Consider the following 24526-nt stretch of genomic DNA (forward strand, 5'->3'; position numbering starts at 1 on the left):
AGCCCGATCGGAAAGCGGCAGGGCCGTCGGACGACCTCAGCCCCGGCGGAAACGCGCCAGCCCCAGCATCGCCCCACCGGCGAGCAGTCCCCAGAAGGCGCCGGAGACGCCGAGGAAGGACAGGCCCGAGGCCGTCACCACGAAGGTGACCACCGCCGCCTCGCGCTCCTCGTTCGCCGCCATCGCGGCGGACAGCGACGCGCCGAACGCCCCGAGCAGGGCGAGGCCCGCCACCGCCTCGATCAGCACCGGCGGCGAGGCGGCGATGAAGGCCGTCGCCGCGCCGGAGACGAGGCCGAGCACGACGTAGGCGACGCCGCAGACCACCGCCGCCCACCAGCGCCGAGACGGGTCCGGGTGGGCGTCGGGGCCGGCGCAGAGCGCCGCGGTGATCGCCGCGAGGTTGACCGCGTGGCCGCCGAAGGGCGCGGCCAGCAGCGTGAACAGGCCGGTGCCGCGCAGGAGCGGCCCGAGGTCGGGCCGGTAGCCGTTGACGTTCAGCACCGCCATGCCCGGGATGTTCTGCGAGGCCATGGTGACGATGAACAGCGGCACCGCGATGCCCACCAGCGCCGACACCGACAGCGTCGGCACCGTGAACACCGGATGTGGCGCGAGGCCGGCGACCACGCCGGCCGGCATCGTCGTCGTCGCCGCGATCGCGACCACCGCCACGATCACCGCCGCAGGCACTGCCAGCACCCGCTTCCAGCGCGCCACCAGCGCCCAGACCGCGACGATCACGAGGCCGAGCACCGGCTCGGCCGCCACAGCCTTCACCGGCTTCAGGCAGAGCCCGAGCAGCACGCCGGCGAGCATGGCGTTGGCGAGCGGCGCCGGGATCGCGGCGACGGCGCGCCCGAGCGGCTTCCAGAGGCCGGCGACCACGATCGCCGCGCCGACGACCAGGAACGCCCCGACCGCCGCCGGGAAGCCGCCGTCGACCGCGCCGGCGGTGGCGAGCAGCGCCGCGCCCGGCGTCGACCACGCCACGCTGATCGGCATCCGGAAGCGGACGCTGAGCAGGATGCCGGAGAGGCCCATGGCGACCGCGAGCGCCATCAGGCCCGACGCCGCCTCGGCCGGGCTGGCGCCGACCGCCACGAGACCGTTGACGCAGACGGCGAAGGAACTGGCGAAACCGACGAAGGCGGCGAGCAGACCCGCCGACGTCGCCTGCACGGAGAAGGACCGCAGCACTCTGTTCGACACCCGCTGGAGGAGGGAGGCCGGACCCTAGCCCGGCTCCCGCCGCCGCGTAACCCCCTCGTGGCGCAGCTTCAACTCTCGTCCTTCTTCGCCGCGGCCGGCAGCTTCGGCACCGCCTTCAGATAGGCCGCGATCGCCGCGATGTCCTCGGGCGGCAGCTTGGAGATGTTCTCCTGCACCTCGACCATCGAGCCGCCGAAGCTGTCGTAGTCCGGCTTGAAGCCGGTCGAGAGCGCGTTGACGATGTCGTCCTCGCTCCAGTCGGCGATGCCGCCCTCGCCGCCGGTGATGTTGGGGATGACGCCCTTGCCCTCCGGATTGGGCGCGCCGGCGAGCCACTTGGAACGGTCGAGACCGCCGGCCGGCGAGCGGCTGGTGTGGCACTCGCCGCAGTGGCCGGGCCCCTCGACCAGATACTGCCCGCGCTTCACGGCGTCCGAGGCGTCGGCCGGCAGCGCCACCACCGGGGCGGGGTCGAGGTAGAGCAGCTTCCAGAGGCCGAGGCCGCGGCGGACGTTGAACGGGAAGCCGAGCTCGTGGTCCGGCACCGCGTTCGCCACCTTCGGCAGGCTGCGCAGGTAGCCGTCGAGGTCGATCAGGTCCTCGGTCCGCATGTGGGTGTAGGAGGCGTAGGGGAAGGCGGGATAGAGGTGCTCGCCCTCGTCGTCGACGCCGTTCTTCATGGCGCCCACGAAGGCCGCCGTCGACCAGCCGCCGATGCCGGTGGCCTCGTCGGGCGAGATGTTCGGCACGTGGAACTTGCCGAAGGGCGTCGCCAGCACGAGGCCGCCGCCGAGCTTCAGGCGCTCCTCGCCCTTGGCGCCCGGCGCGGCGTGGCAGCCGGCGCAGCCGCCGGCGTTGAACATCCGTTCGCCGTTGGCGAGGTCGGCGACGTGCTGCGGCAGGTCGCCGGCCGCCACCGTCCGCGGCATCGTCAGCACCCAGAACCCCGCCCCGCCCGCGACGGCGAGCACGGCGGCGGTGGCGAGCAGCTTCTTCAACATCGGGACGGCCTCCTACGCGCGATTCCGGAATCGTAGCGCAGTCCTGCCACGGCTCAACTGACGCCTCGGTGACCGATCGGCACGAACCGCGCTCGCCGACCCTGTACAAAACGGGAACATTGCCCTATGGTGCCGCGGGTGCGGAGAAATCGATGGCGAAGCGAACCACCGTCTACGTCTGTCAGGCCTGCGGCGCGGCGACGCCGAAATGGGCGGGCAAGTGCGAATCCTGCGGCGAATGGAACTCGATCGTCAAGGAGGCCGGCGCGCCGCCGGGCCTCGGCGGCGGCGTGGTCGGCCAGAAGGGCCGGCCGATGCGCAAGGGTCGGGTGGTGCCGCTGGTGGGCCTGTCGGGGGCGATCGACAGCGCGCCGCGCATCGCCTCCGGCATCGTCGAGCTCGACCGCGTCACCGGCGGCGGCTTCGTGCGCGGCTCGGCGCTGCTGGTCGGCGGCGACCCCGGCATCGGCAAGTCGACGCTGCTGATCCAGGCGGCGGCGACGCTGGCGCGCCGCGGCGCCCGGGTCGTCTACGTCTCCGGCGAGGAGGCGGTGGCGCAGGTGCGCCTGCGCGCCGAGCGGCTCGGCCTCGCCGACACCGACGTCATGCTCGCCGCCGAGACCAGCGTCGAGGACATCCTGACCACCCTCGCGGACGGCCGCGCGCCGGACCTCGTCGTGGTCGATTCGATCCAGACCCTGTGGACCGAGGTGGTCGACAGCGCGCCGGGCACGGTGGCGCAGGTGCGCACGGCCGCCCAGGCGATGATCCGCTATGCCAAGGAGAGCGGCGCCACCGTCGTCCTGGTCGGCCACGTCACCAAGGAGGGCACCATCGCCGGCCCGCGCGTGGTCGAGCACATGGTCGACGCCGTGCTCTACTTCGAGGGCGACGGCGCCCGCCATTTCCGCGTCCTGCGCGCCGTCAAGAACCGCTTCGGCCCGACCGACGAGATCGGCGTCTTCGAGATGACCGGGCGGGGCCTGCGCGAAGTGCCGAACCCCTCGGCCCTGTTCATGGGCGCGCGCGACACGGCCGCCCCGGGCGCCGCGGTGTTCGCCGGCATGGAGGGCACCCGGCCTGTGCTGGTCGAGGTCCAGGCGCTGGTGGCGCCGACCACGCTCGGCACCGCCCGTCGCGCGGTGGTCGGCTGGGACGGCAACCGCCTGTCGATGATCCTCGCCGTGCTGGAGGCGCACTGCGGCGTCCGCTTCGGCCAGCACGACGTCTATCTCAACGTCGCCGGCGGCCTCAGGATCGCCGAGCCGGCGGCCGACCTCGCCGTCGCCGCCGCCCTGGTGTCGTCCCTGGCCGGGGTTGCCCTCGGGGCCGATTGCGTCTATTTCGGCGAGGTCGCCCTGTCGGGGGCGGTGAGGCCGGTGGCGCATGCCCCGGCCCGTCTCAAGGAGGCGGAAAAGCTCGGTTTTTCGAGAGCCGTCGCCCCGCGGACCAAACCCGGCGAAGGCGAGCCTCCCGCGCTTGCGGTGGCCCCGGTCGACCAGCTCGTCGATCTCGTCGCCCGCATCGCCTCGGGCCGGTCCGTCGAGACGGGCGGACCGCGGCGCGTGGCCTCGGCCACGTGAGGCGGCTTGTCGCGTCGGCCGATTCGGGCGAATGAAGTCTCACCGAGCGCATTTGCTCCCGATCCACGTCGGGGCGGATCGCGCGAGGAGCGCCCAGGGGGGCGCCGGCCGGACGGCCGCAACGGGTGACACGGGTGCGGGTCCGCGGGGGCGGCCGGCCCATCGGAAAGGCCGACGATGCCGATCACGCTCCTCGACGGTATCCTGCTGGTGATCATGCTGATCTCGGCGTTGCTCGCGATGATCCGCGGCTTCGTGCGCGAGGTGCTGTCGATCGCCGCCTGGATCGCCGCGGCGGCCGCCGCCTTCTTCTTCTACGACGACCTGCTGCCGACCGTTCAGGAGCACATCGCCCAGAAGCAGGTCGCGGTCGCGGCCTCGGCCGGCGGCCTGTTCCTGCTGACCCTGGTGGTCGTCAGTTTCGCCACCATGCGCATCTCCGATTTCGTGCTCGACAGCCGGATCGGCGCGCTCGACCGCACGCTCGGCTTCGTGTTCGGCGCCGCCCGCGGCCTGCTGCTCGTCGTCGTCGGCATGCTGTTCTTCAACTGGTTCGTGCCGAAGGCCGAGGAGCAGCCGACCTGGGTCGCCGACGCCAAGGCGAAGCCGCTGCTCGACATGATCGGTGGCCGGCTGATGGCGGCGCTGCCGGAGGACCCGGAAAAGCAGATCCTCGAGCAGTTCCAGAACCCGCAACACGGCGAGGGTGCGCCCGCCGCCGACGCGCCGGACGATACCGGTGCCCCCGACGACGGCGCCGACAACGGCTACAAGCCGGGCGAACAGCAGGGTCTCGACCAGTTGATCCAGTCGACCGGCACCAAGCCCTAGAGCGCTTTCCGACCCGACGGAATCGTCGGGTCGATCGGAAATCGCTCCGGATTCGACAGGCCGGGGCCTTCTCCGACCAAGTCCGTGCAACTTGGTCGGAGAATGCCCTGGCGGGGAGCCCCGGCCGGCCCCATTTGCGCTCGACCGGGACGGTCCGGCCCCTCCGCCATGTGCGCGGCGCAGGGCCGCGTCATCGAACGGACATGTTTCCCGGCCCGGCCGGGTGCGATAGAACCCTGTTTCCCCGGCGCCGGCCATCTTGGTCCGGCGCCGATCCGTTCGCGGGACGGCTCCCGGCGCGGACGGCGCGAGAGGACGGCGAAGCATGGAAGACTTCACGACGAACCCGTTCGGCGGCCCGGACGACGACAAGCTGCACGAGGAGTGCGGCGTCTTCGGCGTGTTCGGCGCCCAGAACGCCGCGGCCCTCACCGCGCTCGGCCTGCACGCCCTGCAGCACCGCGGCCAGGAGGCGGCGGGCATCTCGTCCTTCGACGGCGCGCACTTCTTCACCGAACGCCACATCGGTCTCGTCGGCGACAACTTCACCAAGCCCTCGGTGATCGCCCGCCTGCCGGGCGACCGCGCCATCGGCCACACCCGCTATTCCACCACCGGCGGCTCGGGCATCCGCAACGTCCAGCCGCTGTTCGCCGAGCTGTCCGGCGGCGGCTTCGCGATCGCCCACAACGGCAACCTGACCAACGCCATGACGCTGCAGAAGGAACTGCAGCGCCGCGGCTCGATCTTCCAATCGACCTCCGACACCGAGACCATCCTCCACCTGGTCGCGACGTCGCAGAAGACCCAGATCGTCGACCGCCTGATCGAGGCGCTCGGGCGCATCGAGGGGGCGTGGTCGCTGGTCTGCATCTCGCAGAAGAAGCTGATCGGCGCCCGCGACCCGATGGGCATCCGCCCGCTGATCATGGGCGACCTCGACGGCGCGATCGTGTTCGCCTCCGAGACCTGCGCGCTCGACATCATCGGCGCCCGCTTCGTGCGCGAGCTCGAGCCCGGCGAGATGGTCGTCGTCACCGAGAGCGGCATCGAGAGCCTGAAGCCCTTCGCGCCGGCGCCGTCGCGCTTCTGCATCTTCGAATACGTCTACTTCGCCCGCCCGGACAGCGCCTTCGGCGGCACGTCGGTCTATCAGGTCAGGAAGCGCATCGGCGCGGAGCTCGCGGCCGAGAGCGGCGTCGACGCCGACATCGTCATCCCGGTGCCGGACAGCGGCACGCCCTCGGCGATCGGGTTCGCCGAGGCCGCCGGCCTGCCCTTCGACCTCGGCATCATCCGCAACCACTACATCGGCCGCACCTTCATCGAGCCGTCGGATTCGATCCGGCACATGGGCGTCAAGCTGAAGCACAACGCCAACCGCTCGGTGATCCAGGGCAAGCGGATCGTGCTGGTCGACGATTCGATCGTGCGCGGCACCACCTCGGTGAAGATCGTGCAGATGATGCGCGACGCCGGCGCCACCGAGGTGCACATGCGCATCGCCTCGCCGCCGACCACCGACAGCTGCTTCTACGGCGTCGACACCCCCGAGAAGGGCAAGCTGCTCGCCTCGCGCATGAGCATCGCCGAGATGTCCAACTACATCGGCGTCGACAGCCTCGCCTTCCTCACCATCGACGGGCTCTACCGCGCCGTCGGCGAGGCGAAGCGCAACAACGAGCTGCCGCAATATTGCGACGCCTGCTTCACCGGCGCCTACCCGACCGTCCTCACCGACCAGTCCGGCGAGGCCAACGTGCGGCAGCTGTCCCTGCTGGCCTGACGCGCCGCGGCGACGGACCCGGCGCCGCCCGGGTCCGCGCCACCCCGAGGGTGGACCCGCCGGCCGCCCGGCGCTATTGCGGGCGTCCGAGGGCGGCGCCGCCGGGACCGCCGGACAGGAGTGGGTGAGATGGCCGAGACCGAAGACAGACGCATCGTCGTGGTGACCGGCGCCTCGCGCGGCATCGGCAAGGCCGCCGCCGTGGCGCTCGCCGCCGCCGGCTGCCACGTCGTCGCCGTGGCGCGCACCCAGGGCGGCCTCGAGGAGCTCGACGACGAGATCCGCGCCGTCGGCGGCAGCGCGACGCTGGTGCCGGCGAGCCTCACCGACGAGGGCGCGATCGACCGGCTCGGCCTCGCCCTGTTCGAGCGCTACGGCCGCATCGACGCCCTCTTCGCCAACGCCGGCATCCTCGGGCCGCTGTCGCCGGTCGGCCACGTCGACCCCAAGAAGTGGGACGAGGTCTTCGCCGTCAACGTCACCGCCAACTACCGGCTGATCCGCTCGTTCGACCCGCTGCTGCGCCGGTCGGCGGCGGCGCGCACGCTGTTCGTCACCTCGGCGGCGTCGTGGAAGTGCCGGGCCTACTGGGGCCCCTACTCCGCCTCCAAGGCCGCGCTCGACGCCATCGTGCGCACCTGGGCCGCCGAGGTGCAGAGCTTCGGCATCACCGCCAACCTCCTGAACCCCGGCCCGCTGCGCACCCGGATGCGCGCCCAGGCGATGCCGGGCGAGGACCCGATGTCGCTGGAGACGCCCGAGGACCTCGCCCCCCACGTCGTCGCCGCGCTCGCCCCCGAGACCACCCGCACCGGCGAGGTCTTCGACTTCCCGACCCGCAGTTGGATCGCGCACCGCTTCCCCGCGGCGCCCGACGCCGGAGCCTGACGCCGCCATGATCGAGGGCGCCGTCCTCTGCGATCGCTCGCGCACCTCGCCGAACCACGGCGAGCGCGCCGGCGGCGGCCCGATCGACATGATCGTGCTGCACTACACCGGCATGGTCTCCGAGGAGATGGCGCTCGACCGGCTGTGCAGCCCGGCCTCCGAAGTGTCCTGCCACTATCTCGTCCGCGAGGACGGCCGGGTGTTCCAGCTGGTCGACGAGACCCGCCGCGCCTGGCACGCCGGCCGATCGTCCTGGCGCGGCACGACCGACGTCAATTCGCGCTCGATCGGCGTCGAGATCTGCAATCCCGGCCACGAGTTCGGCTACCGGCCGTTCCCGAACGTCCAGATCGAGGCCGTGCTCGACCTCTGCCACGACGTCCTCGGCCGCCGCAGGATCGCCCCGCGCGACGTCGTCGCCCATTCCGACGTGGCGCCGACCCGCAAGGAGGACCCGGGCGAATTCTTCCCGTGGGCCCGCTTCGCCGAGGAGGGCGTCGGCCACTTCGTCGACCCGACGCCGATCCAGGGCGGCCGCTTCTTCCAGCGCGGCGACGAGGGCCAGCCGGTGCGGGCGCTGCAGACCATGCTCGGCCTCTACGGCTACGACGCCCCGGCGACCGGCGTGTTCGACGACCACACCGCCGCCGTGGTCCGCGCCTTCCAGCGCCACTTCCGGCCCGAACGCGTCGACGGCATCGCCGACATGTCGACGATCGACACGCTGCACCGCCTCTTGCGCGCCCTGCCCGCCCTCGCCTGACCGGCTGCCGTCGCCCGTGCTCGCCCCTGCATGGCCGCCCTGCGAGCCCCTGCGGCACGGCGACCATCGTCTCGCCCCATTTCGCCCTAGTATGCCCGCCCCCATTCAGCGTATTCATGCATTTTAACTTCCCGTAAACCGGATTCCTCTTCTTCGTCGGATCGTCGTCCGATTTCGGCCCCAAACACCGAAGAAGAAGATGCCCGCCTGATCTTGGGCCTTACGGGAAGACTTACGCATGAAGATTTCGACCGATCAGCGCGGCGCCCTCGTGGCCGTGGCCATCGTGGCGGCGACCGCCCTGTCGATCACCGGGGCGCAGGCCGCCTCGACCGCGAAACAGGAGAACCACGCCGCCGCGGCCACCGCCGCCGACGAACCCGACAGCATCTGGGAGCTCTGGCAGGCCGCCCGCGCCCGCCGCGCCGCCGCGGCGGAGACGACCGCGACCGGGACCCGCACTGCCGCCGCGGCCACCGAGGCGCCGCGCGCCCACCGCCGCCACCGCGCCGCCGAGGCGGCACCGCGCACCGCGACGAAGCCGGCCGCCACCGCCGAGCGGCCCGCGAACCGCACCGACCTCCGCGCCCTCGTGCGCAGCCACGCCGAGGCCGCCGGCGTGCCCGCCGACCTCGCCGAGGCGGTCGTCAAAGTGGAGAGCAATTTCAACCCGCGCGCGCGCGGCAGCCACGGCGAGGTCGGGCTGATGCAGATCAAGCCGTCGACCGCCCGGGCGATCGGCTACCGCGGCACCACCGCGGCGCTCTACGACCCCGACACCAACCTCGCCTGGGGCATGCGCTACCTCGCCCGCGCCTACGCGCTCGCCGACGGCGACACCTGCGGCGCCATCCTGCGCTACAACGGCGGCCACGCCGCCCGCAAGATGACCCGGCAGGCCAGCGCCTACTGCGGCCGCGTCAAGACCTACGTCGCCGCGCTCTGACGCCGGGCCGAACGACGAACCGAAACCGCGTGAAGTCCCGACGCGTCGGGACTTCACGAGACGGGGCCGACGCGAAGAGCCATCCTGTGGAAGGTCAGGCGCCGGGCTGCTATCGAGGGTTCGTTCCGATACCCCCGGAGAGCCGTGATGGCCGGCAGGACCGACTTCGTATATTCGAGCCAGCCGGAATCGTTGCTCGAGGACGGGGATTTCGTGGCCCGAATTCCGTCCGGCCTTGCGTCCAAACACGAACTCCTCGAGACCTTGTCGGAGGTCGCCGCGTTCCCGGGCTATTTCGGCAGGAACTGGGACGCCCTGGTCGATTGCTTGCGTGATTTCGGCTGGATCGAGAACAGGAGGGTCGTCCTCGTGCACGACGACCTGCCGCTGCGCAACGATCCGGCGGAATGCCGCACCTACATCGACGTGCTGAAGGGTGTACTCGAAGATTGGGCGACTAACCCCGAGCCCGGCTCGTTCGTTTCCACTCCCGACTGGCCCAATGTTGCGCGCGACCTCGTGGTCGTGTTCCCGCCGGAGACCATGGCCAGTATCGACTTCATTTTGAAGCTCATTCAACGACGCCGAAGCTGATCGGATCGTCCGACTTGAGATCTCTGCACTCGACTGCGTGGGCAGCCGGTTCGCCGCGGCGTTCCGGCGTGGCACCGGAAGGCGACCGTCCCGCAAAGGTCCGCCCCGTTCGCCGAAACCGCGCGGGGAACGATCGTAGACCGCAGCACGCACGCGGCCGACGAACCGGTTCGCCGCGGGACCGGCACGATCCGGCTCCGACGGAGACCCCGCGCCCGGCCGGCAGTCGCTCACGCTTTCCTCACCCTGCCCGGTGATCGCCGCCGCCGCCCCTGTCCGGCTGGCGGGAGCGCGCTATCATCGCCGCGGGAGCGAATCGGGGGGCGAAGCCGGCGCGATCCCGCCGGACCGGACGCGTCGGCACCGACCGTGCGCGCCTTCTCAGGGAGGATCGACACCTTGCGCCTCGCCACCTTCGCCGCCCTCGCCCTCGGCCTCGTCGCCACCGTCGCGCCGGCCGCCGCCGATCCCGCGCCGGCGGCGCCGGCCGCCGCGCCCGCCGCGGCGTCCGCGAATTTCACCGTCGAGGAGGTCACCGCCGGCCTCGTCTATCCCTGGGGCATGGCCTTCCTGCCGGACGGCTCGATGCTGGTGACCGAGAAGCCCGGCCGGCTGCGCCGGCTCGCCATGAACGGCACGCTCGGCGCGCCGATCGCCGGCGTGCCCGCGGTCGTGTTCGAGAACCAGGGCGGCCTGCTCGACGTCGCGCTCCATCCGAACTTCGCGCGCAACCGGCTGGTCTACTTCACCTACGCCCGGCAGACGCCGACCGGCGCCGCCACCTCGCTCGCCCGCGCCAAGCTCTCGGCCGACCTGACGCGCCTCACCGGCTGGACCGTGCTCTTCACCCAGGGGCCGCGCTTCGACGGCGCCGGCCACTTCGGCTCGCGCATCGCTTTCGACGGCAAGGGCCACGTCTTCGTCAGCCTCGGCGACCGCCAGCAATATCCGTCCGACCCGGCGGCGCAGCGGCTGAACAACGGCCTCGGCAAGGTGATCCGCCTCGGCGAGAACGGCGGCATCCCCGCCGACAACCCGTTCGCCGGCCAGCCGGGCCGCAACCGCGCCATATGGACCTACGGCCACCGCAATCCGCAGGGGCTCGCCTTCAACCCGCTCACCGGCACCCTGTTCGAACTCGAGCACGGCCCGATGGGCGGCGACGAGCTCAACGTGATCCGCAAGGGCCGCAACTACGGCTGGCCGGTGGTGTCCTGGGGCCTCAACTACGACGGCTCGCCGGTCGGCACCGGCAAGCACAGCCAGCCGGGCATGGTCGATTCGATCCGGCACTGGACGCCGGTGATCGCGCCGGGCGGCTTGTCCTTCTACACCGGCGACGCCTTCCCCGCCTGGAAGGGCGACATTCTGATCGGCAGCCTGCAGGCCCCCGGCATCGTCCGCCTCGACATGGCCGGCGACAAGGTGCTCTCCGAGGAGCGCCTCCTCACCGACCGCGGCCAGCGCATCCGCATGGTCCGCGGCGGGCCCGACGGCTACGTCTACGCCGCCACCGACGAGGACCCCGGCCGCATCCTGCGTCTGAAGCCGGCGCCCTGAGCCGGCGCCGACCGGAACCGCCGCCCCCGCCGCCTTGACCCGGCGGGGACGGCGTGCCACATCGGCCGCGCCAGCCGGTTGGACGGCCGCTCGGGCGAGACGCGAAAGCGTGCCCGGGAGGAAAGTCCGGGCTCCACGGAAACACGGTGCCGGGTAACGCCCGGCGGGGGCGACCCCAGGGAAAGTGCCACAGAAAACAGACCGCCCCGGCATGCCGGGGTAAGGGTGAAACGGTGGGGTGAGAGCCCACCGCGGCTCCGGCAACGGAGACGGCACGGCAAACCCCACCGGGAGCAAGACCGAATAGGGGCGGCGCGGGTCTCCGGACCCGGTTCGTTTCCGAGCCAGCCGCCCGGGTGGGTTGCGCGAGGCGTCCGGCAACGGACGTCCCAGATGAATGGTCGTCGGGCGGGAAACCGCTCACAGAACCCGGCTTACAGACCGGCTGGCACAATCTGTTGTGGAATTGAACGATCGGAACTACCCTTTGTCCGGAGCATCGGACGGGGGAGGTTTCCATGACGGATTCGACCGGTGGGGAAGACGGCCTCGCATGGTCCCGATGGCTGACGATCACGGTCGGCTGCGTCGCCATCGCCACGGCGATCTGGCTGACCTGGAACCAACGCGAGATCGGTCTGTCGAACGCCGCCCTGTTCGGCCTCGGCATCGTTTCGATCGCCCTGCCCTGGATCCAGAGCTTCAAATGGGGCAAGGACGGCTTCGAACTGGTAACGGCGCGGAAGACGACCACCACGCTGGACGAATTGCAGAAGTCCGTGGCGAAACTGAATGCCGATTTCCTGGATCTTGCTCAGGCGACCAAGAAGATCGCGGCGGAACTCGAGGCCGTGATCGCGGCGCAGCCCCCCGAAGCCAACGTGGCCGCGGCCGCGGCGCAGGCATCCTGGCTGCCGACGCTGCGGACCCTCGGCGAGATCGTGGACAGCGCGACGGCCAACACCGCCGCCATCCAGAAGGTGGCAGGCGCGGTGAGTTCGCTTAAGGCGATCGTCTACGACGCGGATCCGAAGCCCTGACGACCTCGTCCCTCCCCGTCGGCCTTGCCATCGCTGTTCATCCGCTCTGCGACGCCTTGCGGACGAACCGTGGCGACGAGCGCCAACTCATCCTACCCCTCAGGGGAAGGTGGCCCGGAGGGCCGGAAGGGGTCGGGGTTCCACTGGCTCCGAGGCGGACGTCGCGGGCGGAACGGCCGACTCCGCCGGTCGTCGCGACCCCTTCCGCCTCGCTCCGCACGGCACCTTCCCCTGAGGGGAAGGATGTCTCGGCAGGCGTCGAGCCGAACCGTCGGCACGACGACACGCGGCTTCTTGCTCCGAAGCCCCGACGGCCCGCCCCGCCCCGTTGGCCGGCGCGCCCCGCCGTGCATACTGGCGGCGATGCGCAACGCCCTGCCCTCGCTGCTGATCCTCGTCGCCGCGCTGCTGCTGCCGCTCGGCCTCGTCCTGCCGATCCTGAGGCTCGACCGGCTGTGGTTCCTCACCGAGGAGCCGTCGCTGGTCGACGTCGTCGTCGGGCTCCACGCCGACGGCGACCTGCCGCTCGCGGCCGTGGTGGCGCTCGCCTCGATCCTGTTCCCGGCCGTGAAGCTGGTCGCGCTGCAGCTCGCGGCCGCCGGCGTCTCGGGGCCGCCGGTGCGCCATCTCCACGCCCTCGGACGCTGGTCGATGATGGACGTCGTGGTCGTGGCGCTGGTGGTGTTCGCCGCCAAGACCAGCGGCCTCGCCGAGGCGGTGACCGAGCCGGGCCTGTGGGCCTACGCCGGCTCCACCGTCGCCGCCGCCGTCGCCGCGCTGCTGTTGGAACGCGGCGCGCCGGGGCTCACAGATCCGGCAGCCGCGCCTCCGCGATGACCGGCACGTGCGGCCCGGCGGCCGGATCGAGCCGGCCGATCAGGCGCGGGTCGTCGTGCACCTCGACCGCCCGGGCGTAGGGCGAAAAGCCCATGCGCACGTAGAAGGGCAGCGCCTGCGGGCTGTCGAAGTGGCAGGTGTGCAGCCAGAGCCGGCGCGTCTCGGGCCGGCTCCAGACGATGCGGAACGCCTCCTCCATCAGCCAGCGACCGACGCCGCCGCCGATCGCCTCTGGCACGAGACCGAAGAACGACAGCTCGACATCGGCGGGATCGGCGAAGTCGAGTTCCAGGATGCCCATGACCTTGCCGTCCGACACCGGCACGTAGGCTTCGGTGCCCGGCCGGTGCAGCCGTTCGGCCAGCACGGCGTCGGACATCAGCATCCGCGACGTCCACAGCCAGCGCGCCCCGATCTCGACGTAGAGCCGGCGGAACTCCGCGAGCGTCCAGCGCTCGACCCGCTCGAGGCGGTAGCCCGCCGGCGCCGGCCGGCCCGACGGGGCCGGCGGCGCGGTCGTCTCGAGGAAGGTCACGACGTTGGCGAGCTTGCCGGGCGCGAGCGCGTGGTAGCCGTCGGGCAGGATGCGGGTCATCGGGGGCTCAGATCGTCTCGCGGCGGTGGTTCTCGCCGCGCGGCACGAAGAAGGGCGCGGGCAGGTCGCGCGAGAGGTCGGGATCGGCGGCGAGCCGGTCGGCGAGCTCGCGCAGCATGATCACCGTCATCCGCGGCAGGTTCAGCGTCCCGGTGTCGGCGAGCGGCACGAAGCGGACGTCGGAGAGCTCGTTGTCCGGCGGCACCGGACTGGTGGGCACGTGCGCGACGGCGTCGTCGGCCCAGACCGCGAAGAAGCGGGCGTCGAAGCGGCGCGGCCGCTTCACCGGCGTGATCGCGCGGCCGACCAGCTTGACCAGCGACAGGTCGAGCCCGACCGCATGCTCGACGAAGGGCGCGAAACCGTCCGGCGGGGCCTTGGCGAAGCCGGCACCGGCGCGGCCGACCAGGTAGCCGGTCTCCTCGGCGGTCTCGCGCAGCGCCGCGACCACCAGCGCACGAGCGCGCCGACGCGACGGCTTGGGACGCATCCGGTCGATCAGCCGCGCCTCGAGCGGCTCTGGCAGACCGACCGCAGCCGGCACGAGGCCGTCGGCGGCGTCGACCCGCCCGCCCGGGAACACGTAGGCGCCGGGGTTGAACGCGAGGTCGTCACGGCGCTTGCCCATCAGCACCGACACGCCGGACGCCGTGCGGTCGAGGATCAGCAGCGTCGCCGCGTCTTTCGGCACCAACGCCTTCTTGCGGGCGGCCCCAGCCGCCTTGCTCTCGTCAGCCAACATCCCCCTCCGCGACCGGTCGATGGGTGCGGTCCTCGTCGTCGGCTCCGAGCGGATTGAAGCCGTGCATGTAATAGGCCCACTGCCAGCCGATGACCGCGCCCTTGATCGGCTGCAGCAGCACCAGCGACAGTATCAGCGTCAGCGGCAGCCAGACGAGCAGCTGAAGGTATACGTCGGGCTTGTAGTGGGTCTCGACGTAGAGGATCGCCGGCACCACGACGTGGCCGACCACGACGATGGTGAAATAAGGCGGCGCGTCGTCGGCACGCTGGTGCGACAGGTCCTCGCCGCAGGCCTCGCAGGTCGCCACCGGCTTGATGTAGGCGCGGAACAGCCGGCCCTTGCCGCAGGCCGGACAGCGGCAGGCGAAGCCGCGCTTGACCGCCTGCCACAGCGAGCGCTTCGGCAGCGCGAGATCGGCGCGGTCGGCGGCGGGAGTCCAGGTCTCGGTGGGCATGACGGCGGGTCCGGTGGAGAGGAACGGTACGGGCGCGGCCGGGATCAGGCGTATTCCCGGGCGATGCGGTCGTAGGCGGCGTTGAGCGCGGCGACGCGTTCGGTGGCGATCCGGACGCATTCGGCCGGCAGGCCGCGGGCGATCAGGCGGTCCGGGTGGTTGTCCGAGACCTGCCGGCGCCACGCCCGCTTGATCTCGTCGGGGTGGGCGTCGCGCGGCACGCCGAGCACCACGAAGGGATCGCTCGCCTCGGGGCGGACGTGCCGGGCCATGATGCGCCCGAAGGCCGCGGTCGAGACGTGGAAGATGTCTGCGACGCGCTCGAGGAACGCGCGCTCGCGGTCGTGCACGAGGCCGTCGGCGCCGGCGATCACGAACAGGCCGTCGAGCACGTCTTCGAGCATCTCGGGGGCGTCGCGGTGGAGGTCGGCGATCCGCTCGGCATAGGCCTCGAAGCCGGCGGCATCCTGCTTGGCGATGTTGAACAGCCGCGCCACGTTGGCGCGCTCGTGCTCGGGCACCACCAGCAGACGCTTGACCACCGAGACCTCGTCGTCGGTGACGACCCCGTCGGCCTTGGCCATCTTGGCCGACAGCGCGATCATCGAGATCGTGAACGCGACGGCACGCCGCTCCTCCGGCGACACCGCGGCGCGCAGCACCTCGACCACGCGGTCGAAGGCGCAGCCGACCGTGCCCGCGAAGGGCAGGCGCGACACGACGTCGGAGAGGAGGGACCAGAGGCTCATCGCGGTCCAGTCTAGGGGAGTTCGGCGCGAAGGGCGAGCGGATCCGGCGCGACGCACGCGCACGGGTGCGTGAGTCCGGCGGGAGAGGCGGGAGACGGGCTCAGACCAGGATGTCGACGCCCTGGCTCGCGGCCGCCGTGCCGGTGCCGCCGGAGGTCGCGTCGCCGGTGGTCGCGGTCGACGTGCCGCCGGTGGCCGTGGTGCCGTCCGTCGTCGTGGTGCCGGCGGTCGGGGGCGCGGTCGCGGGTTTGGCCGGCTCGATCCCCGCGAGGATCTGCTTGGTGCGGTCGGAGCGCAGGCTGGAAAGGTCGAGCGCGTCGATGTTGTCCTGGATGCTCTTGGCCGCCTTGGCCAGCTCCTCCTGCTGGCGCTGCGTGTACCAGTCGACCAGCCCGGTCGCCTCGAGCATGCCCTGCAGGGTGCCGCCGCTGAACTTGTCGACGTTGCGCTTGACGTAGTCCTTCAGTGCCTCGGTCTGGCCGTCGCCGGAGATGGTGGCGAACATCGCGCCATAGTCCGGGCCGGTCTGCTGCGGCCCGAAGAACAGGTCGTTGGCGTTGGCCGATCCCGAAGTCGAACGCGCGCGCACCGCCTCGGACGACCACTTCCCGGCCACCCCGTAGGTCTTGATCGACACCTGCGGTGTCCTGATCGGCTGGTAGCCGGCGCGGTACCCGGAAATCGCCATGACGGCCCTCCGCCGGCGAGTTTCCGTGCCGCATGGTTAATGCCGGGTGAATCCGCGGGGCGGTGTGAGCCTAGACCGTGACGTCGACGCCGTCGCCCGCCGCGTCGGTCGAGGCCGCGCCGTCGCCCTCGCTCGCAGTCGTCGTGGTGGTCGTCGTCGCGGTCGTGTCGGTGGTGGTCGCGGTCGGCGTGTAGAGCCGCAAACGGCTGAAGAACCGGTTGGTGCTCTTGGCCTCCTGCAGGACGTCGATCTTGTCGGCGAGGCTCTTGGCCGCGTCGGCGAGTTCCTTCTGCTGCTTTTCCTTGTACCAGTCGATCAGGTCGGTCGATATCAGCATCGCCTTCAGCGTGTCGCCGCTGAACTTGTCGATGTTGCGCTGGACGTAGTCCTTGAACGCCGCGGTGTTGTCGGTCGACTGCAGGAACACGGCCGCCCAGTCGGTGCCGGATTGCCGGGGACCGCTGAAGATCTCGGCGGTGCTGCTCGCGACCTTGTTGCGCGAGGCCGCCCACGCCTGCCGGTTGGCGTTGGATCCGGAACCGATACGCACGACAATACTCCGCCGGAAACAGCCGGATACGAGGGTCCAGGATCGCGCCCGCGCCTTAAGCCGGGGTGAACGGGGTCGCTCGAATGCCGGGAATCCCGCCGAACCGCCCCCGTCCGAGGCTGTGGCCGCCGCGCCGCACGGCGCCGGAATTGTCCGACCGTTCTCCACGGTAAAGAAATCGCACCCGGCCGGAACGGCGGCGTCGCGACCGTCCGGCCGCGGTCGGCGCCGGTCGGAACGGCAGCGGTCAAAACGTTGGGATCACGGGATTTTCAGCCCCTCGTGACCGCGCGCACCCCGTTCGCGGGAAGAGCCTTTGAAACCCGTCCCGTAAGACGATCGTAACCGTGTCCATCCCCACGAAACCGTCGTGGATGGTGCGACCGTCGCCACAGTTTCGTCCGCATTAGCCGGAAAACAACGCCTCCCGCCGAGGATCGTGGTGACCGCGACCCCAGGCGGCCAGAAAAACCGGAACGATCATGAGCCCGACCAAGACCCTCATCGCCGACGCCGTGGCCCGCTTCCCCCTGGAGCACACTGCCGAGTGGGCGAAGCTGACCGCCACCTTCGCCTCGGCCGAGGTCGATCGCATCGAGACCGACGCGGCCTCGATCTCCACCGTCGACTTCCTGTTCGACGGCCGGGCCGTCGTCGTCCTCAAGGACGCCGCCCCGGTGCCGGCGCGCGTGTTCGGCCGCTGCGACGGCCGTCGCGCCGAGATCGAGCGCATCGTCTTCGCCGCCTGACGGACGGGTTTCGGTCACCGCCGAGTGCGGTGCCGACCGGTTCGGACCGACACGTGGAATGGAGCCGCGGACGCGCGCCGCGGCCCCGATGGACGGGGATCTCCCTCCGAAACGCCCGTTCGGGCGCCGCGATCCGCCCCGCCACCGGCCGCGATTCGCACGGATCCCGAGGGACGTGCAGCGGTCGATGCGTCGGATGATCTCGAGAAGTCGTCCTTGACCGCGGCATCGCGTGCCGCCGGTCGATGCTGTCCGCCGGCGGAACGTCGCCGGCATCGGCCCGGGCGCCGCGCCCGTGGCCTCGGCCTCCCGCCTCAGATCGCGCCGACGACGATGGCGGCGACGAACGCGAACGCGGCACAGACGGCGATGACGTTCAGGCTCCTGGTCATGCTCATGGCTGGCCTCGCCTTTCGCTTCACAGTCACTCGACCAAGCTAGTCGTAAATCCGACCTGTGCAACCGAATTCGATTGTGCAGCGCGGCAGTCGATCGCCAAGAAATTTTACCGTCCACTCGGAATTAGCGGATTTTCAACCGCTTGGACGCCGGTGCGTCGCGATTCGTAGAAAATTCGTCTTCGATTTTCCACATCCGCGGAAGTCCCGATCCGGTTGCGCGGACATGCGGCCCCGCGCGGCGCACGGCCTCGGCCCCCGCCCGAATCCGACCCGGCGCGTCGATCCGGCGCGGCACGCGCCGGCACCCGCCGTTCTCCGCGGAGAAGCGCCTCGCACGTCCGCACCCGGACCATGGCTCCGGCCGGACGGTCGACCACGGCGGCATCTTTCGCCGTGCCGCAGCTTGCGTCCGCGGGCCGGGAAGGCCATTTCTAGGGCACGAGGGTCCCGGTTGGGGACCATTTCCCGACGGCCCGCTTCCGCGGCCGACGCCTGCGCAAGTCTCGATCAGACCATCATGGCCGCGACCATCCATCAGCCAATCGGCGCCCCGTCCGGGCGCCATCCGGCGTCCGCGGATCTCGCCGCCACCCTGGAGACGCTGCTCGCGATCGCCACGACCACCGACGCCTCGCTCGCGGACCAGACCGCCGACGCGCTGGCGGCCGTCGTCGCCCATCTCGGCGTCGACGTCGGCGAGGCCGGGCGCCGCGGCGAGGACGGCATCCGCCCGCTCGACACCGTGTTCCACCCCGCGGCCGTGCGCGCCGCCGCCCCGGCCGCCGCCGCGCGCGCCGCCGCCGCAATGCTGGCGCCGGCCGGCGGAGCGGCCTTCCACTCGGCCGACACCGCCGCCGACGGCCACCACGCCCTCGCCGGCATGGGGATCGGCAGCGCGCTGGTCAGGGCCGTCGAGGCCTCCGGCGAGGTCTTCACCTTCGCCTTCCTCGCCGCGTCGCCGCGCGGCGCGCCGTTCTCGGACGCCGAGTGCCGTCTGGTCGAGCGCGTGGCACAGTGGTTCCTCGGCGCGGTCGAGCGGCAGCGCCGGATCCGCGGCATCGTCGAGAGCCGTGACGAACTGGCGATGATCGTCGAGAACCTGTCGTCGCCGATCGCCGCCTACGACCAGGACGGCCGCATCGTGGCGGCGAACGACACCGGCCGCCACGTCCGTCGGCCCGCCGAGAGCCGCGGCATCGACGCCCGCACCCTGTCGACCGGGATGCCCCTGCTCGGCCGCGTCGAGGCCTGGGACGACGGCGAAGGCGGCGAGCGCTGGATGCGCACCGACCGGATTCCCTACGAGAATCCCGCCGGCGACGGTGCCCGCCTGCTCCTGGTCGCCACCGACGTCACCGAGATGGTGGAGAAGAAGCAGCAGCTCGCCAAGGCCAACGCCGGCCTCAACCAGTTCGCCTACGTCGCTTCGCACGACCTGCAGGAGCCGCTGCGCAAGATCGGCACCTTCACCGACCTCCTGACCCAGAGCCTCGAGAAGGGCGACGCCGAGGAGGTCGCCTACGCCACCCGCGTCATCAAGGATTCCGCCCGCCGGGCCCGGGCGCTGATCACCGACCTGCTGGCGTGGTCGAGACTCGGCAACCGCAAGCTCGAGCGCGTGCCGGTCGACGTGCCGTCGCTTGTGCGCGACACCCTGGCCGAATTGCTCGCGAGCCGGCGCGACGTCCCGGTCGAGATCGACGACCGGATGAGCGCCGGCGTGGTCGCGGCCGACGCCTCGCAAATGCGCCAGCTGATCGAGAACCTGCTGGTCAACGCCCTGAAGTACCGCCACCCCGACCGGCCCGCCGCGATCGCGCTGCGCTTCGAGCGCCGGCCCGGCGGCGGCCGCGTCCTCGAAGTCGCCGACAAGGGCATCGGCTTCGATCCCGCCCATGCGGCGGTGATCTTCGAGCCGTTCCGCCGGCTCCACGCCGACCGGCAATATGCCGGCACCGGCGTCGGCCTCGCGATCTGCGCCCGCGTCTGCGAGCGCCACGGCTGGACCATCTCCGCCGACGCCCGCCCCGGCGAGGGCGCCGTGTTCCGCGTCGAGATGCCCACCCGGCCCGTCCGCACCGAACCGACGCGCTGACGACGGCCGCCCACACGGCCGCTCGGGCGCGCCGGTTCCGTCCGCTTCCTCCCCGGTCCGCTTCCTCCCCGGTCCGCTGCGCCGAGGCCACCCGGTCGGCGACGAGCCGGCCGGGTGGCCTCGGCGGCACGGCGACCGCGCACACCTCCCCCCGAAGGCGCGCCCGGGCCAGCCGTCCGCGGATCAGGCGGTGGCGATGTAGTTTCGGATCTCCTCGGCCTCGCGCTCGATGTCGGCCATCCGATGCTTGACCACGTCGCCGATCGAGACGATCCCGACGAGGCGGCCGCCGTCGACCACCGGCACGTGCCGGAAGCGGCCGCGGGTCATCATGTCCATCAGCTCGTCGATGGTGTCGCGCCGGGTGCAGGTCACCACGGTGCGGGTCATGAAGCGGCCGGCCGGCTCGGCCATCACCTCGGCGCCGTGCTGGGCGATGACGCGCACGACGTCGCGCTCGGAGATGATGCCGATGACGTGGCGCTGCTCGTCGGTCATCACGATCGCGCCGATCCGCTGCTCCGCGAGCCGGGCGCAGATCTGGCCGACGGTGAGCGACGGATCGCCGGTGGCGACGTCGCCGCCCTTGAGGTTCAGGATGGTCTGAACGGTGGTCAAGGCTGTGCCTCCTCCGCGCATTCGGGTGGAACGGGCCCCTCCCCCTGGGGAGCCGCGCGGCGCCGAAGCGGCGCCCATGCACGGGAATGATGGGTCTAAATCGATTGAAGCTCAACCTGCCCCGATGCGCAATTAGTCGCGGTCGGCGGCCGGAACGGCTGCGGCCGGCGGCCGCACCGGGTCGAACAGGGAGAAGGCGACGAGGCCGAAGGCGAAGCCGCCGAGATGGGCCTCCCAGGCGATCGGAGACTCCTCGCCCGCGAGCGTCACCACGCCGAGGCCGAACAGCAGGTTGCTCGCGATCCAGAGCACCAGGAACACCACCACCTGACGGTCCGCGAACAGACGGCCGAGCGGCAGCGCCGGGGTCTCGAACACCCGGCGATCGCCGCGGCGGGCGGCGAGCGGGCCGCCGGCCTGGAACACGAAGCGCGCCGTCGCGGCCATCTGCCCCGAAATGGCACCCGAGGCGCCGATCACCGGCACCCAGGCGGCGGGGTGGGCGAGATAGAACACGCCGGCGCCGGCCGCCGCCGCCAGCGCGGAGAACACGAGGAAGCGGGCGGCGCCGAAGCGGCGCGCCAGCGCGCTGCCGAAGGCGGCGAGCCAGATCCCGTTCATCAGGAAGTGGCCCCAGTCGCCGTGGAGCAGCGCGTAGGTGAAGGGGGTCCAAAGGCCCGCGAGCGCGCCGCCGGGAAGCGACGCGGCCTCGGCCGAGCCGTCGTAGCGGCCCGGCACAAAGGCGAAACGGGCGAGGAGATCGAGGTCCTGGGCGTCGGTGAGCAGTTGCGTGCGCACGAGGTGGATCGCGGCCATCACGGCCAGGAGCGCGACCACGACGCCGGGCAGGTTCAGGGCCGGCTCGCGCCGCGGGGACAAGTCGCTCATCGCTTCGGGATCCGGCCGTGGCGTGTCGGGACAGGCGAGGACATAGGACGTCGGGGCGCCGCGGGCAACAAGGCCTTCGTCCGCCGGACGAATCGCCGCCGTGTCGGGGCGGGGCCGGGATGTCCCTTCGGGCGAAAAAAGAGCCCGGGCCGGAGACCGGCACCGGGCTCGACGCCTCCCGAAGTTAACCTTCGGTGTCGCTGGAAGTCGTCGTCTCTGCTGTCTCGGAGAGCGAGTTCCCGTGGGTTTCATGATGGGACGGGAACCGCCCCGGCGCAACGGCGACCCGCGATCAGGGTTAACGCGAAAGCCGCGGAAACCCGCCGATCCGCCACGAAGATGTGGACGAGGCTCCCCCTGGCACGCCTCCTGCTCCGAAGCCCCCGAGCGGTGCGCTAAGAGAGGCGTCGTGTGTCGAATTGGAATTCGGCACCGGGTCTGCCGACCGTTGCGCACGCGCCGGTACCGGGGTTCGGGGGCTGTCGATGAAGCACGCCGTGACGAGGACGCTGTACGACTACTGGTCGCGCCTGCGCGGCGACCGCACGGCGCCGCGCCGGTTCGAGGTCGAGCCGGGCGACATCCGCCACATCCTCGGCGACACCTTCATCCTCGAGGCCGACGACCGCCTGACCTACAGCTTCCGCCTCGCCGGCACCCGGCTCTGCGCCGCCTACTGCCGCGAGCTCAAGGGCCGCAACCTGCTCGACATGTGGGTCGGCAAGGACCGCGAGGCGATCGCCTGCCTGCTCGCCGCCATCGTCGAGGACGGTGCCGCCGCCGTGGTCGGGCTCGAGGCCCAGAACGAGCGCGGCCAGACCGCGCCGGTCGAGATCATGATGCTGCCGCTGCAGCACGACGGCCCGCACCACACCCGCATCCTCGGCTGCTACGCGCCGCTGAAGACGCCCTACTGGTTCGGCACCCACCCGGTCGTGCGCCAGCCGATCCAGAGCCTCCGGCTGATCTGGCCCGACGAGCGCCCGAGCTTCCTGCGCACCGCCGAGGAGGCCGACCGCGCCGAGCGCCGCGGCGAGCCGCCGGCGATCGTGCGCGCCCAGGCCCGCCCCGCCGACGGCGGCCGACGCGTCGGCCACCTCCGCGTGATCGAGGGCGGCCGGGCCGACTCCTGATACCGAGCTCGCAAAGTTCCGACCCGTGGTCGGAGCGTTGCGGGCGAGAAGCGCCCGACCGGGCGCCGGCTGAAAGGCCGAGACCTCGCAAAGTCCCGACGAGTCGGGACTTTGCGAGACAGGTATGAGCGCGGCGTTCGTGAAGGCCGCGGGCGGGCGGTCAACCTTTTCTTAGTCGTGTCCACCTAGGCTGACCTCGGGGGGATCCGGAAGGATCCACACGTCGGGCGGGCATGCGCATGAACCAGGAACCGGAAACGCCGAAGCGCGAACGCCGCCTGCCCAAGCCGGAGCGCCGCCGCTTCCAGCGCGTCAGGATCAACGTGCTCGGCCGCTTCATGCTGCCGAACCGCTCCGAGTATCCCTGCCAGGTCGTCGACATGTCGCCGGGCGGCGCCGCGCTGATGACGCCGGTGTCCGGCGAGATCGGCCAGCGCATCGTCGCCTATCTCGACCACGTCGGCCGCATCGAGGGCGAGATCACCCGCGTGTTCGAGGGCGGCTTCGCGATGTCGGTCAACGCGACCGCCCGCAAGCGCGACAAGCTCGCCGCCCAGTTGACCTGGCTCGCCAACCGCAACGTCCTCAACCTGCCCGAGGACCGCCGCCACGAGCGCATGACGCCGCGCGTGCCCTTCTCCAACGTCGTGCTGCCGGACGGCCGCGAGATGCGCTGCCGCATCATCGACGTCTCGATGTCCGGCGCCGCCATCGCCCTCGACGTCCGCCCCGCCCTCGGCACCGCCATCACCCTCGGCCGCATGCGCGCCCGCGTGGTCCGCCATTTCGACGAGGGCGTCGCCGTCGAGTTCGCGATGATGCAGACCGAGGACATGATCCAGAACAATCTCTGACCGACGGCGGCGTCCGCCGCCACTCCCGTTCCGTTCCGTCCGAGCCCCGGCCCCCAAGGCCGGGGTTTTCGCGTTTCGGCTCGCGAATCCCGGATTCCCGGGACGATCGTTCGATTTTTAACGATTTCGTCGGCAAGACCTTAAAGTAAATTTTCTCCGAATTCAGGCTTCGGTAGAATTAACGGAGGGTGGTTTTGAAGTCGGAGTTTTGATTTCTGCATTTCACGCGACTTCAAATCGAATGTGACATCTTCGTGGCGTGGACAGGGAGACGTCACGACGATGCAAATGATCGCGACGCTTACGAAGTACTTCACGGCGGCAACGCTGGCGGTCGTTCTCGGGACGTCCTTCGCGGCGGCCGCGCCGATGCGCGTGACCGGCCCGAGCGCCCCGCCGCTCGGTCACGTCCAGTTCTGCGCCGCCCATCCGGACGACTGCGGCGTCTACGACAAGCCGAACCAGATGGTCCGGCTGACCGACGCGGTCTGGGCCCGCCTCAACCAGCTCAACGAGGCGGTCAACGCCGCGGTGCTGCCGGCGACCGACCTGCAGATCTACGGCGTGCTCGAGCGCTGGGACTATCCGAAATTCGTCGGCGACTGCGAGGACTACGCCCTCGAGAAGCGCCGCGAGCTGATCGCCGCCGGCTGGCCGGCGAGCGCGCTCCTGATGACCGTCGTCAAGGACGAGGCCGGCGACGGCCACGCCGTGCTGACCGTGCGCACCGACCGCGGCGAGTTCATCCTCGACAACAAGACCGACGCGATCGAGCTGTGGAGCCACACGCCCTACCGCTACCTCAAGCGCCAGTCGACCCGCGACGCCGCCGCCTGGGACCAGATCGAGGACGGCCGCGACGTGCTGGTCGGCAGCACGCGCAACTGACGAACAGCCGGGGCCTCCCGCGGCCCGGCGCGAGCGTCCGCACCGGGAGAGCCCGGCGCCTCCCCGTCGGACCGGTTT

At 71.3% G+C, this 24526-nt stretch carries 25 protein-coding genes and 1 other RNA gene; 16 read left to right on the forward strand and 10 right to left on the reverse strand.

Annotation, left to right across the window (positions count from 1 at the left end):
• Positions 1 to 36 precede the first annotated feature (36 nt).
• Together EDD54_RS07020 and EDD54_RS07025 are read right to left on the reverse strand one after the other, a co-directional pair.
• A complete protein-coding gene (locus EDD54_RS07020; RefSeq protein ID WP_126535370.1) occupies positions 37 to 1200 on the reverse strand; it encodes a benzoate/H(+) symporter BenE family transporter in 1164 nt (387 codons plus the stop codon).
• Between the two features lie 80 nt (positions 1201 to 1280).
• Positions 1281 to 2213: a c-type cytochrome gene (locus EDD54_RS07025; protein ID WP_126535369.1), complete on the reverse strand. Its 933-nt coding sequence runs from the start codon at positions 2211 to 2213 to the stop codon at positions 1281 to 1283.
• Between the two features lie 152 nt (positions 2214 to 2365).
• Here EDD54_RS07025 and radA point away from each other — a divergent pair, with 152 nt between their 5' ends.
• The 11 genes from radA (at position 2366) to EDD54_RS07080 (ending at position 13041) form a co-directional block, all read left to right on the forward strand.
• Positions 2366 to 3796: a DNA repair protein RadA gene (radA, locus tag EDD54_RS07030; RefSeq protein ID WP_126535368.1), complete on the forward strand. Its 1431-nt coding sequence runs from the start codon at positions 2366 to 2368 to the stop codon at positions 3794 to 3796.
• Positions 3797 to 3973: 177 nt separating this feature from the next.
• Positions 3974 to 4627 carry a CvpA family protein gene (locus tag EDD54_RS07035; RefSeq protein WP_126535367.1) on the forward strand — a complete coding sequence of 218 codons (654 nt, stop codon included), beginning with the start codon at positions 3974 to 3976 and terminating at the stop codon, positions 4625 to 4627.
• Between the two features lie 325 nt (positions 4628 to 4952).
• Positions 4953 to 6413 carry an amidophosphoribosyltransferase gene (gene purF / locus EDD54_RS07040; RefSeq protein WP_126535366.1) on the forward strand — a complete coding sequence of 487 codons (1461 nt, stop codon included), beginning with the start codon at positions 4953 to 4955 and terminating at the stop codon, positions 6411 to 6413.
• 129 nt (positions 6414 to 6542) lie between these two features.
• Positions 6543 to 7301, forward strand: a complete 759-nt coding sequence (locus EDD54_RS07045) for an SDR family NAD(P)-dependent oxidoreductase (RefSeq protein ID WP_126535365.1) — start codon at positions 6543 to 6545, stop codon at positions 7299 to 7301.
• Between the two features lie 7 nt (positions 7302 to 7308).
• On the forward strand, positions 7309 to 8064 hold the full coding sequence (locus EDD54_RS07050; RefSeq protein ID WP_207620460.1) for an N-acetylmuramoyl-L-alanine amidase: 756 nt from the start codon (positions 7309 to 7311) through the stop codon (positions 8062 to 8064).
• A 238-nt stretch (positions 8065 to 8302) separates the two neighbouring features.
• Positions 8303 to 9010 (forward strand): lytic transglycosylase domain-containing protein, encoded by a 708-nt coding sequence (locus EDD54_RS23410; protein WP_126535364.1) that lies wholly within the window; start codon positions 8303 to 8305, stop codon positions 9008 to 9010.
• A gap of 147 nt (positions 9011 to 9157) precedes the next feature.
• Positions 9158 to 9604 (forward strand): barstar family protein, encoded by a 447-nt coding sequence (locus EDD54_RS07060; protein ID WP_126535363.1) that lies wholly within the window; start codon positions 9158 to 9160, stop codon positions 9602 to 9604.
• A 399-nt stretch (positions 9605 to 10003) separates the two neighbouring features.
• On the forward strand, positions 10004 to 11164 hold the full coding sequence (locus tag EDD54_RS07065) for a PQQ-dependent sugar dehydrogenase (protein ID WP_126535362.1): 1161 nt from the start codon (positions 10004 to 10006) through the stop codon (positions 11162 to 11164).
• 70 nt (positions 11165 to 11234) lie between these two features.
• Positions 11235 to 11617: RNase P RNA component class A (gene rnpB, locus EDD54_RS07070), an RNA gene on the forward strand.
• A gap of 65 nt (positions 11618 to 11682) precedes the next feature.
• Positions 11683 to 12204 carry a hypothetical protein gene (locus tag EDD54_RS07075; protein WP_126535361.1) on the forward strand — a complete coding sequence of 174 codons (522 nt, stop codon included), beginning with the start codon at positions 11683 to 11685 and terminating at the stop codon, positions 12202 to 12204.
• A 363-nt stretch (positions 12205 to 12567) separates the two neighbouring features.
• Positions 12568 to 13041, forward strand: coding sequence for a paraquat-inducible protein A (locus tag EDD54_RS07080; protein ID WP_126535360.1), 474 nt, complete (start codon positions 12568 to 12570; stop codon positions 13039 to 13041).
• On the opposite strand, the gene EDD54_RS07085 is transcribed toward EDD54_RS07080, so the two are convergent.
• The 6 genes from EDD54_RS07085 to EDD54_RS07110 form a co-directional block, all read right to left on the reverse strand.
• Complete coding sequence (locus EDD54_RS07085) at positions 13010 to 13636, reverse strand: GNAT family N-acetyltransferase (RefSeq protein WP_126535359.1); 627 nt, start codon at positions 13634 to 13636, stop codon at positions 13010 to 13012. The genes EDD54_RS07080 and EDD54_RS07085 overlap by 32 nt on opposite strands.
• Before the next feature lie 7 nt (positions 13637 to 13643).
• Positions 13644 to 14375, reverse strand: a complete 732-nt coding sequence (locus EDD54_RS07090) for an NUDIX hydrolase (RefSeq protein WP_126535358.1) — start codon at positions 14373 to 14375, stop codon at positions 13644 to 13646.
• The gene (locus EDD54_RS07095; protein WP_126535357.1) at positions 14368 to 14835 is read right to left on the reverse strand and encodes a DUF983 domain-containing protein; all 468 of its coding nucleotides are present in this window, start codon (positions 14833 to 14835) and stop codon (positions 14368 to 14370) included. The genes EDD54_RS07090 and EDD54_RS07095 overlap by 8 nt, the downstream gene beginning before the upstream one ends.
• A gap of 44 nt (positions 14836 to 14879) precedes the next feature.
• Positions 14880 to 15584, reverse strand: coding sequence for a TerB family tellurite resistance protein (locus EDD54_RS07100; protein WP_126535356.1), 705 nt, complete (start codon positions 15582 to 15584; stop codon positions 14880 to 14882).
• Between the two features lie 100 nt (positions 15585 to 15684).
• The gene (locus tag EDD54_RS07105) at positions 15685 to 16272 is read right to left on the reverse strand and encodes a hypothetical protein (RefSeq protein WP_126535355.1); all 588 of its coding nucleotides are present in this window, start codon (positions 16270 to 16272) and stop codon (positions 15685 to 15687) included.
• 70 nt (positions 16273 to 16342) lie between these two features.
• Entirely contained in the window at positions 16343 to 16822 is a 480-nt protein-coding gene (locus tag EDD54_RS07110; RefSeq protein ID WP_126535354.1) for a hypothetical protein, read from the reverse strand.
• 482 nt (positions 16823 to 17304) lie between these two features.
• On the opposite strand from EDD54_RS07110, the gene EDD54_RS07115 reads away from it, so the two are divergent.
• A complete protein-coding gene (locus tag EDD54_RS07115; RefSeq protein ID WP_126535353.1) occupies positions 17305 to 17571 on the forward strand; it encodes a hypothetical protein in 267 nt (88 codons plus the stop codon).
• Positions 17572 to 18489: 918 nt separating this feature from the next.
• Positions 18490 to 20067 (forward strand): sensor histidine kinase, encoded by a 1578-nt coding sequence (locus tag EDD54_RS07120; RefSeq protein WP_166653436.1) that lies wholly within the window; start codon positions 18490 to 18492, stop codon positions 20065 to 20067.
• 183 nt (positions 20068 to 20250) lie between these two features.
• On the opposite strand, the gene EDD54_RS07125 is transcribed toward EDD54_RS07120, so the two are convergent.
• Together EDD54_RS07125 and EDD54_RS07130 are read right to left on the reverse strand one after the other, a co-directional pair.
• The gene (locus tag EDD54_RS07125) at positions 20251 to 20685 is read right to left on the reverse strand and encodes a CBS domain-containing protein (protein ID WP_245515659.1); all 435 of its coding nucleotides are present in this window, start codon (positions 20683 to 20685) and stop codon (positions 20251 to 20253) included.
• Positions 20686 to 20817: 132 nt separating this feature from the next.
• Positions 20818 to 21573: a rhomboid family intramembrane serine protease gene (locus EDD54_RS07130; RefSeq protein ID WP_126535350.1), complete on the reverse strand. Its 756-nt coding sequence runs from the start codon at positions 21571 to 21573 to the stop codon at positions 20818 to 20820.
• A 497-nt stretch (positions 21574 to 22070) separates the two neighbouring features.
• Here EDD54_RS07130 and EDD54_RS07135 point away from each other — a divergent pair, with 497 nt between their 5' ends.
• The 3 genes from EDD54_RS07135 (at position 22071) to EDD54_RS07145 (ending at position 24448) form a co-directional block, all read left to right on the forward strand.
• The gene (locus EDD54_RS07135; protein ID WP_208112159.1) at positions 22071 to 22706 is read left to right on the forward strand and encodes a PAS domain-containing protein; all 636 of its coding nucleotides are present in this window, start codon (positions 22071 to 22073) and stop codon (positions 22704 to 22706) included.
• 239 nt (positions 22707 to 22945) lie between these two features.
• Positions 22946 to 23560: a PilZ domain-containing protein gene (locus tag EDD54_RS07140; protein ID WP_126535348.1), complete on the forward strand. Its 615-nt coding sequence runs from the start codon at positions 22946 to 22948 to the stop codon at positions 23558 to 23560.
• Positions 23561 to 23848: 288 nt separating this feature from the next.
• A complete protein-coding gene (locus EDD54_RS07145) occupies positions 23849 to 24448 on the forward strand; it encodes a transglutaminase-like cysteine peptidase (protein ID WP_245515660.1) in 600 nt (199 codons plus the stop codon).
• The last annotated feature ends 78 nt before the right edge of the window (positions 24449 to 24526 follow it).

The sequence above is a fragment of the Oharaeibacter diazotrophicus genome (assembly GCF_004362745.1).
GTDB classification, from domain to species: domain Bacteria; phylum Pseudomonadota; class Alphaproteobacteria; order Rhizobiales; family Pleomorphomonadaceae; genus Oharaeibacter; species Oharaeibacter diazotrophicus.

Excerpts from the sequence above, each read along its gene's own strand:
- EDD54_RS07100 (WP_126535356.1), bottom strand. The coding sequence starts at position 15,584 with ATGAGCCTCTGGTCCCTCCTCTCCGACGTCGTGTCGCGCCTGCCCTTC.
- EDD54_RS07045 (WP_126535365.1), top strand. The coding sequence starts at position 6,543 with ATGGCCGAGACCGAAGACAGACGCATCGTCGTGGTGACCGGCGCCTCG.
- EDD54_RS07095 (WP_126535357.1), bottom strand. The coding sequence starts at position 14,835 with ATGCCCACCGAGACCTGGACTCCCGCCGCCGACCGCGCCGATCTCGCG.
- radA (WP_126535368.1), top strand. The coding sequence starts at position 2,366 with ATGGCGAAGCGAACCACCGTCTACGTCTGTCAGGCCTGCGGCGCGGCG.
- EDD54_RS07140 (WP_126535348.1), top strand. The coding sequence starts at position 22,946 with ATGAACCAGGAACCGGAAACGCCGAAGCGCGAACGCCGCCTGCCCAAG.
- EDD54_RS07025 (WP_126535369.1), bottom strand. The coding sequence starts at position 2,213 with ATGTTGAAGAAGCTGCTCGCCACCGCCGCCGTGCTCGCCGTCGCGGGC.
- EDD54_RS07080 (WP_126535360.1), top strand. The coding sequence starts at position 12,568 with ATGCGCAACGCCCTGCCCTCGCTGCTGATCCTCGTCGCCGCGCTGCTG.
- EDD54_RS07060 (WP_126535363.1), top strand. The coding sequence starts at position 9,158 with ATGGCCGGCAGGACCGACTTCGTATATTCGAGCCAGCCGGAATCGTTG.
- EDD54_RS07115 (WP_126535353.1), top strand. The coding sequence starts at position 17,305 with ATGAGCCCGACCAAGACCCTCATCGCCGACGCCGTGGCCCGCTTCCCC.
- EDD54_RS07145 (WP_245515660.1), top strand. The coding sequence starts at position 23,849 with ATGATCGCGACGCTTACGAAGTACTTCACGGCGGCAACGCTGGCGGTC.
- EDD54_RS07050 (WP_207620460.1), top strand. The coding sequence starts at position 7,309 with ATGATCGAGGGCGCCGTCCTCTGCGATCGCTCGCGCACCTCGCCGAAC.
- EDD54_RS07120 (WP_166653436.1), top strand. The coding sequence starts at position 18,490 with ATGGCCGCGACCATCCATCAGCCAATCGGCGCCCCGTCCGGGCGCCAT.
- EDD54_RS07085 (WP_126535359.1), bottom strand. The coding sequence starts at position 13,636 with ATGACCCGCATCCTGCCCGACGGCTACCACGCGCTCGCGCCCGGCAAG.
- EDD54_RS07075 (WP_126535361.1), top strand. The coding sequence starts at position 11,683 with ATGACGGATTCGACCGGTGGGGAAGACGGCCTCGCATGGTCCCGATGG.
- EDD54_RS23410 (WP_126535364.1), top strand. The coding sequence starts at position 8,303 with ATGAAGATTTCGACCGATCAGCGCGGCGCCCTCGTGGCCGTGGCCATC.
- purF (WP_126535366.1), top strand. The coding sequence starts at position 4,953 with ATGGAAGACTTCACGACGAACCCGTTCGGCGGCCCGGACGACGACAAG.
- EDD54_RS07035 (WP_126535367.1), top strand. The coding sequence starts at position 3,974 with ATGCCGATCACGCTCCTCGACGGTATCCTGCTGGTGATCATGCTGATC.
- EDD54_RS07130 (WP_126535350.1), bottom strand. The coding sequence starts at position 21,573 with ATGAGCGACTTGTCCCCGCGGCGCGAGCCGGCCCTGAACCTGCCCGGC.
- EDD54_RS07105 (WP_126535355.1), bottom strand. The coding sequence starts at position 16,272 with ATGGCGATTTCCGGGTACCGCGCCGGCTACCAGCCGATCAGGACACCG.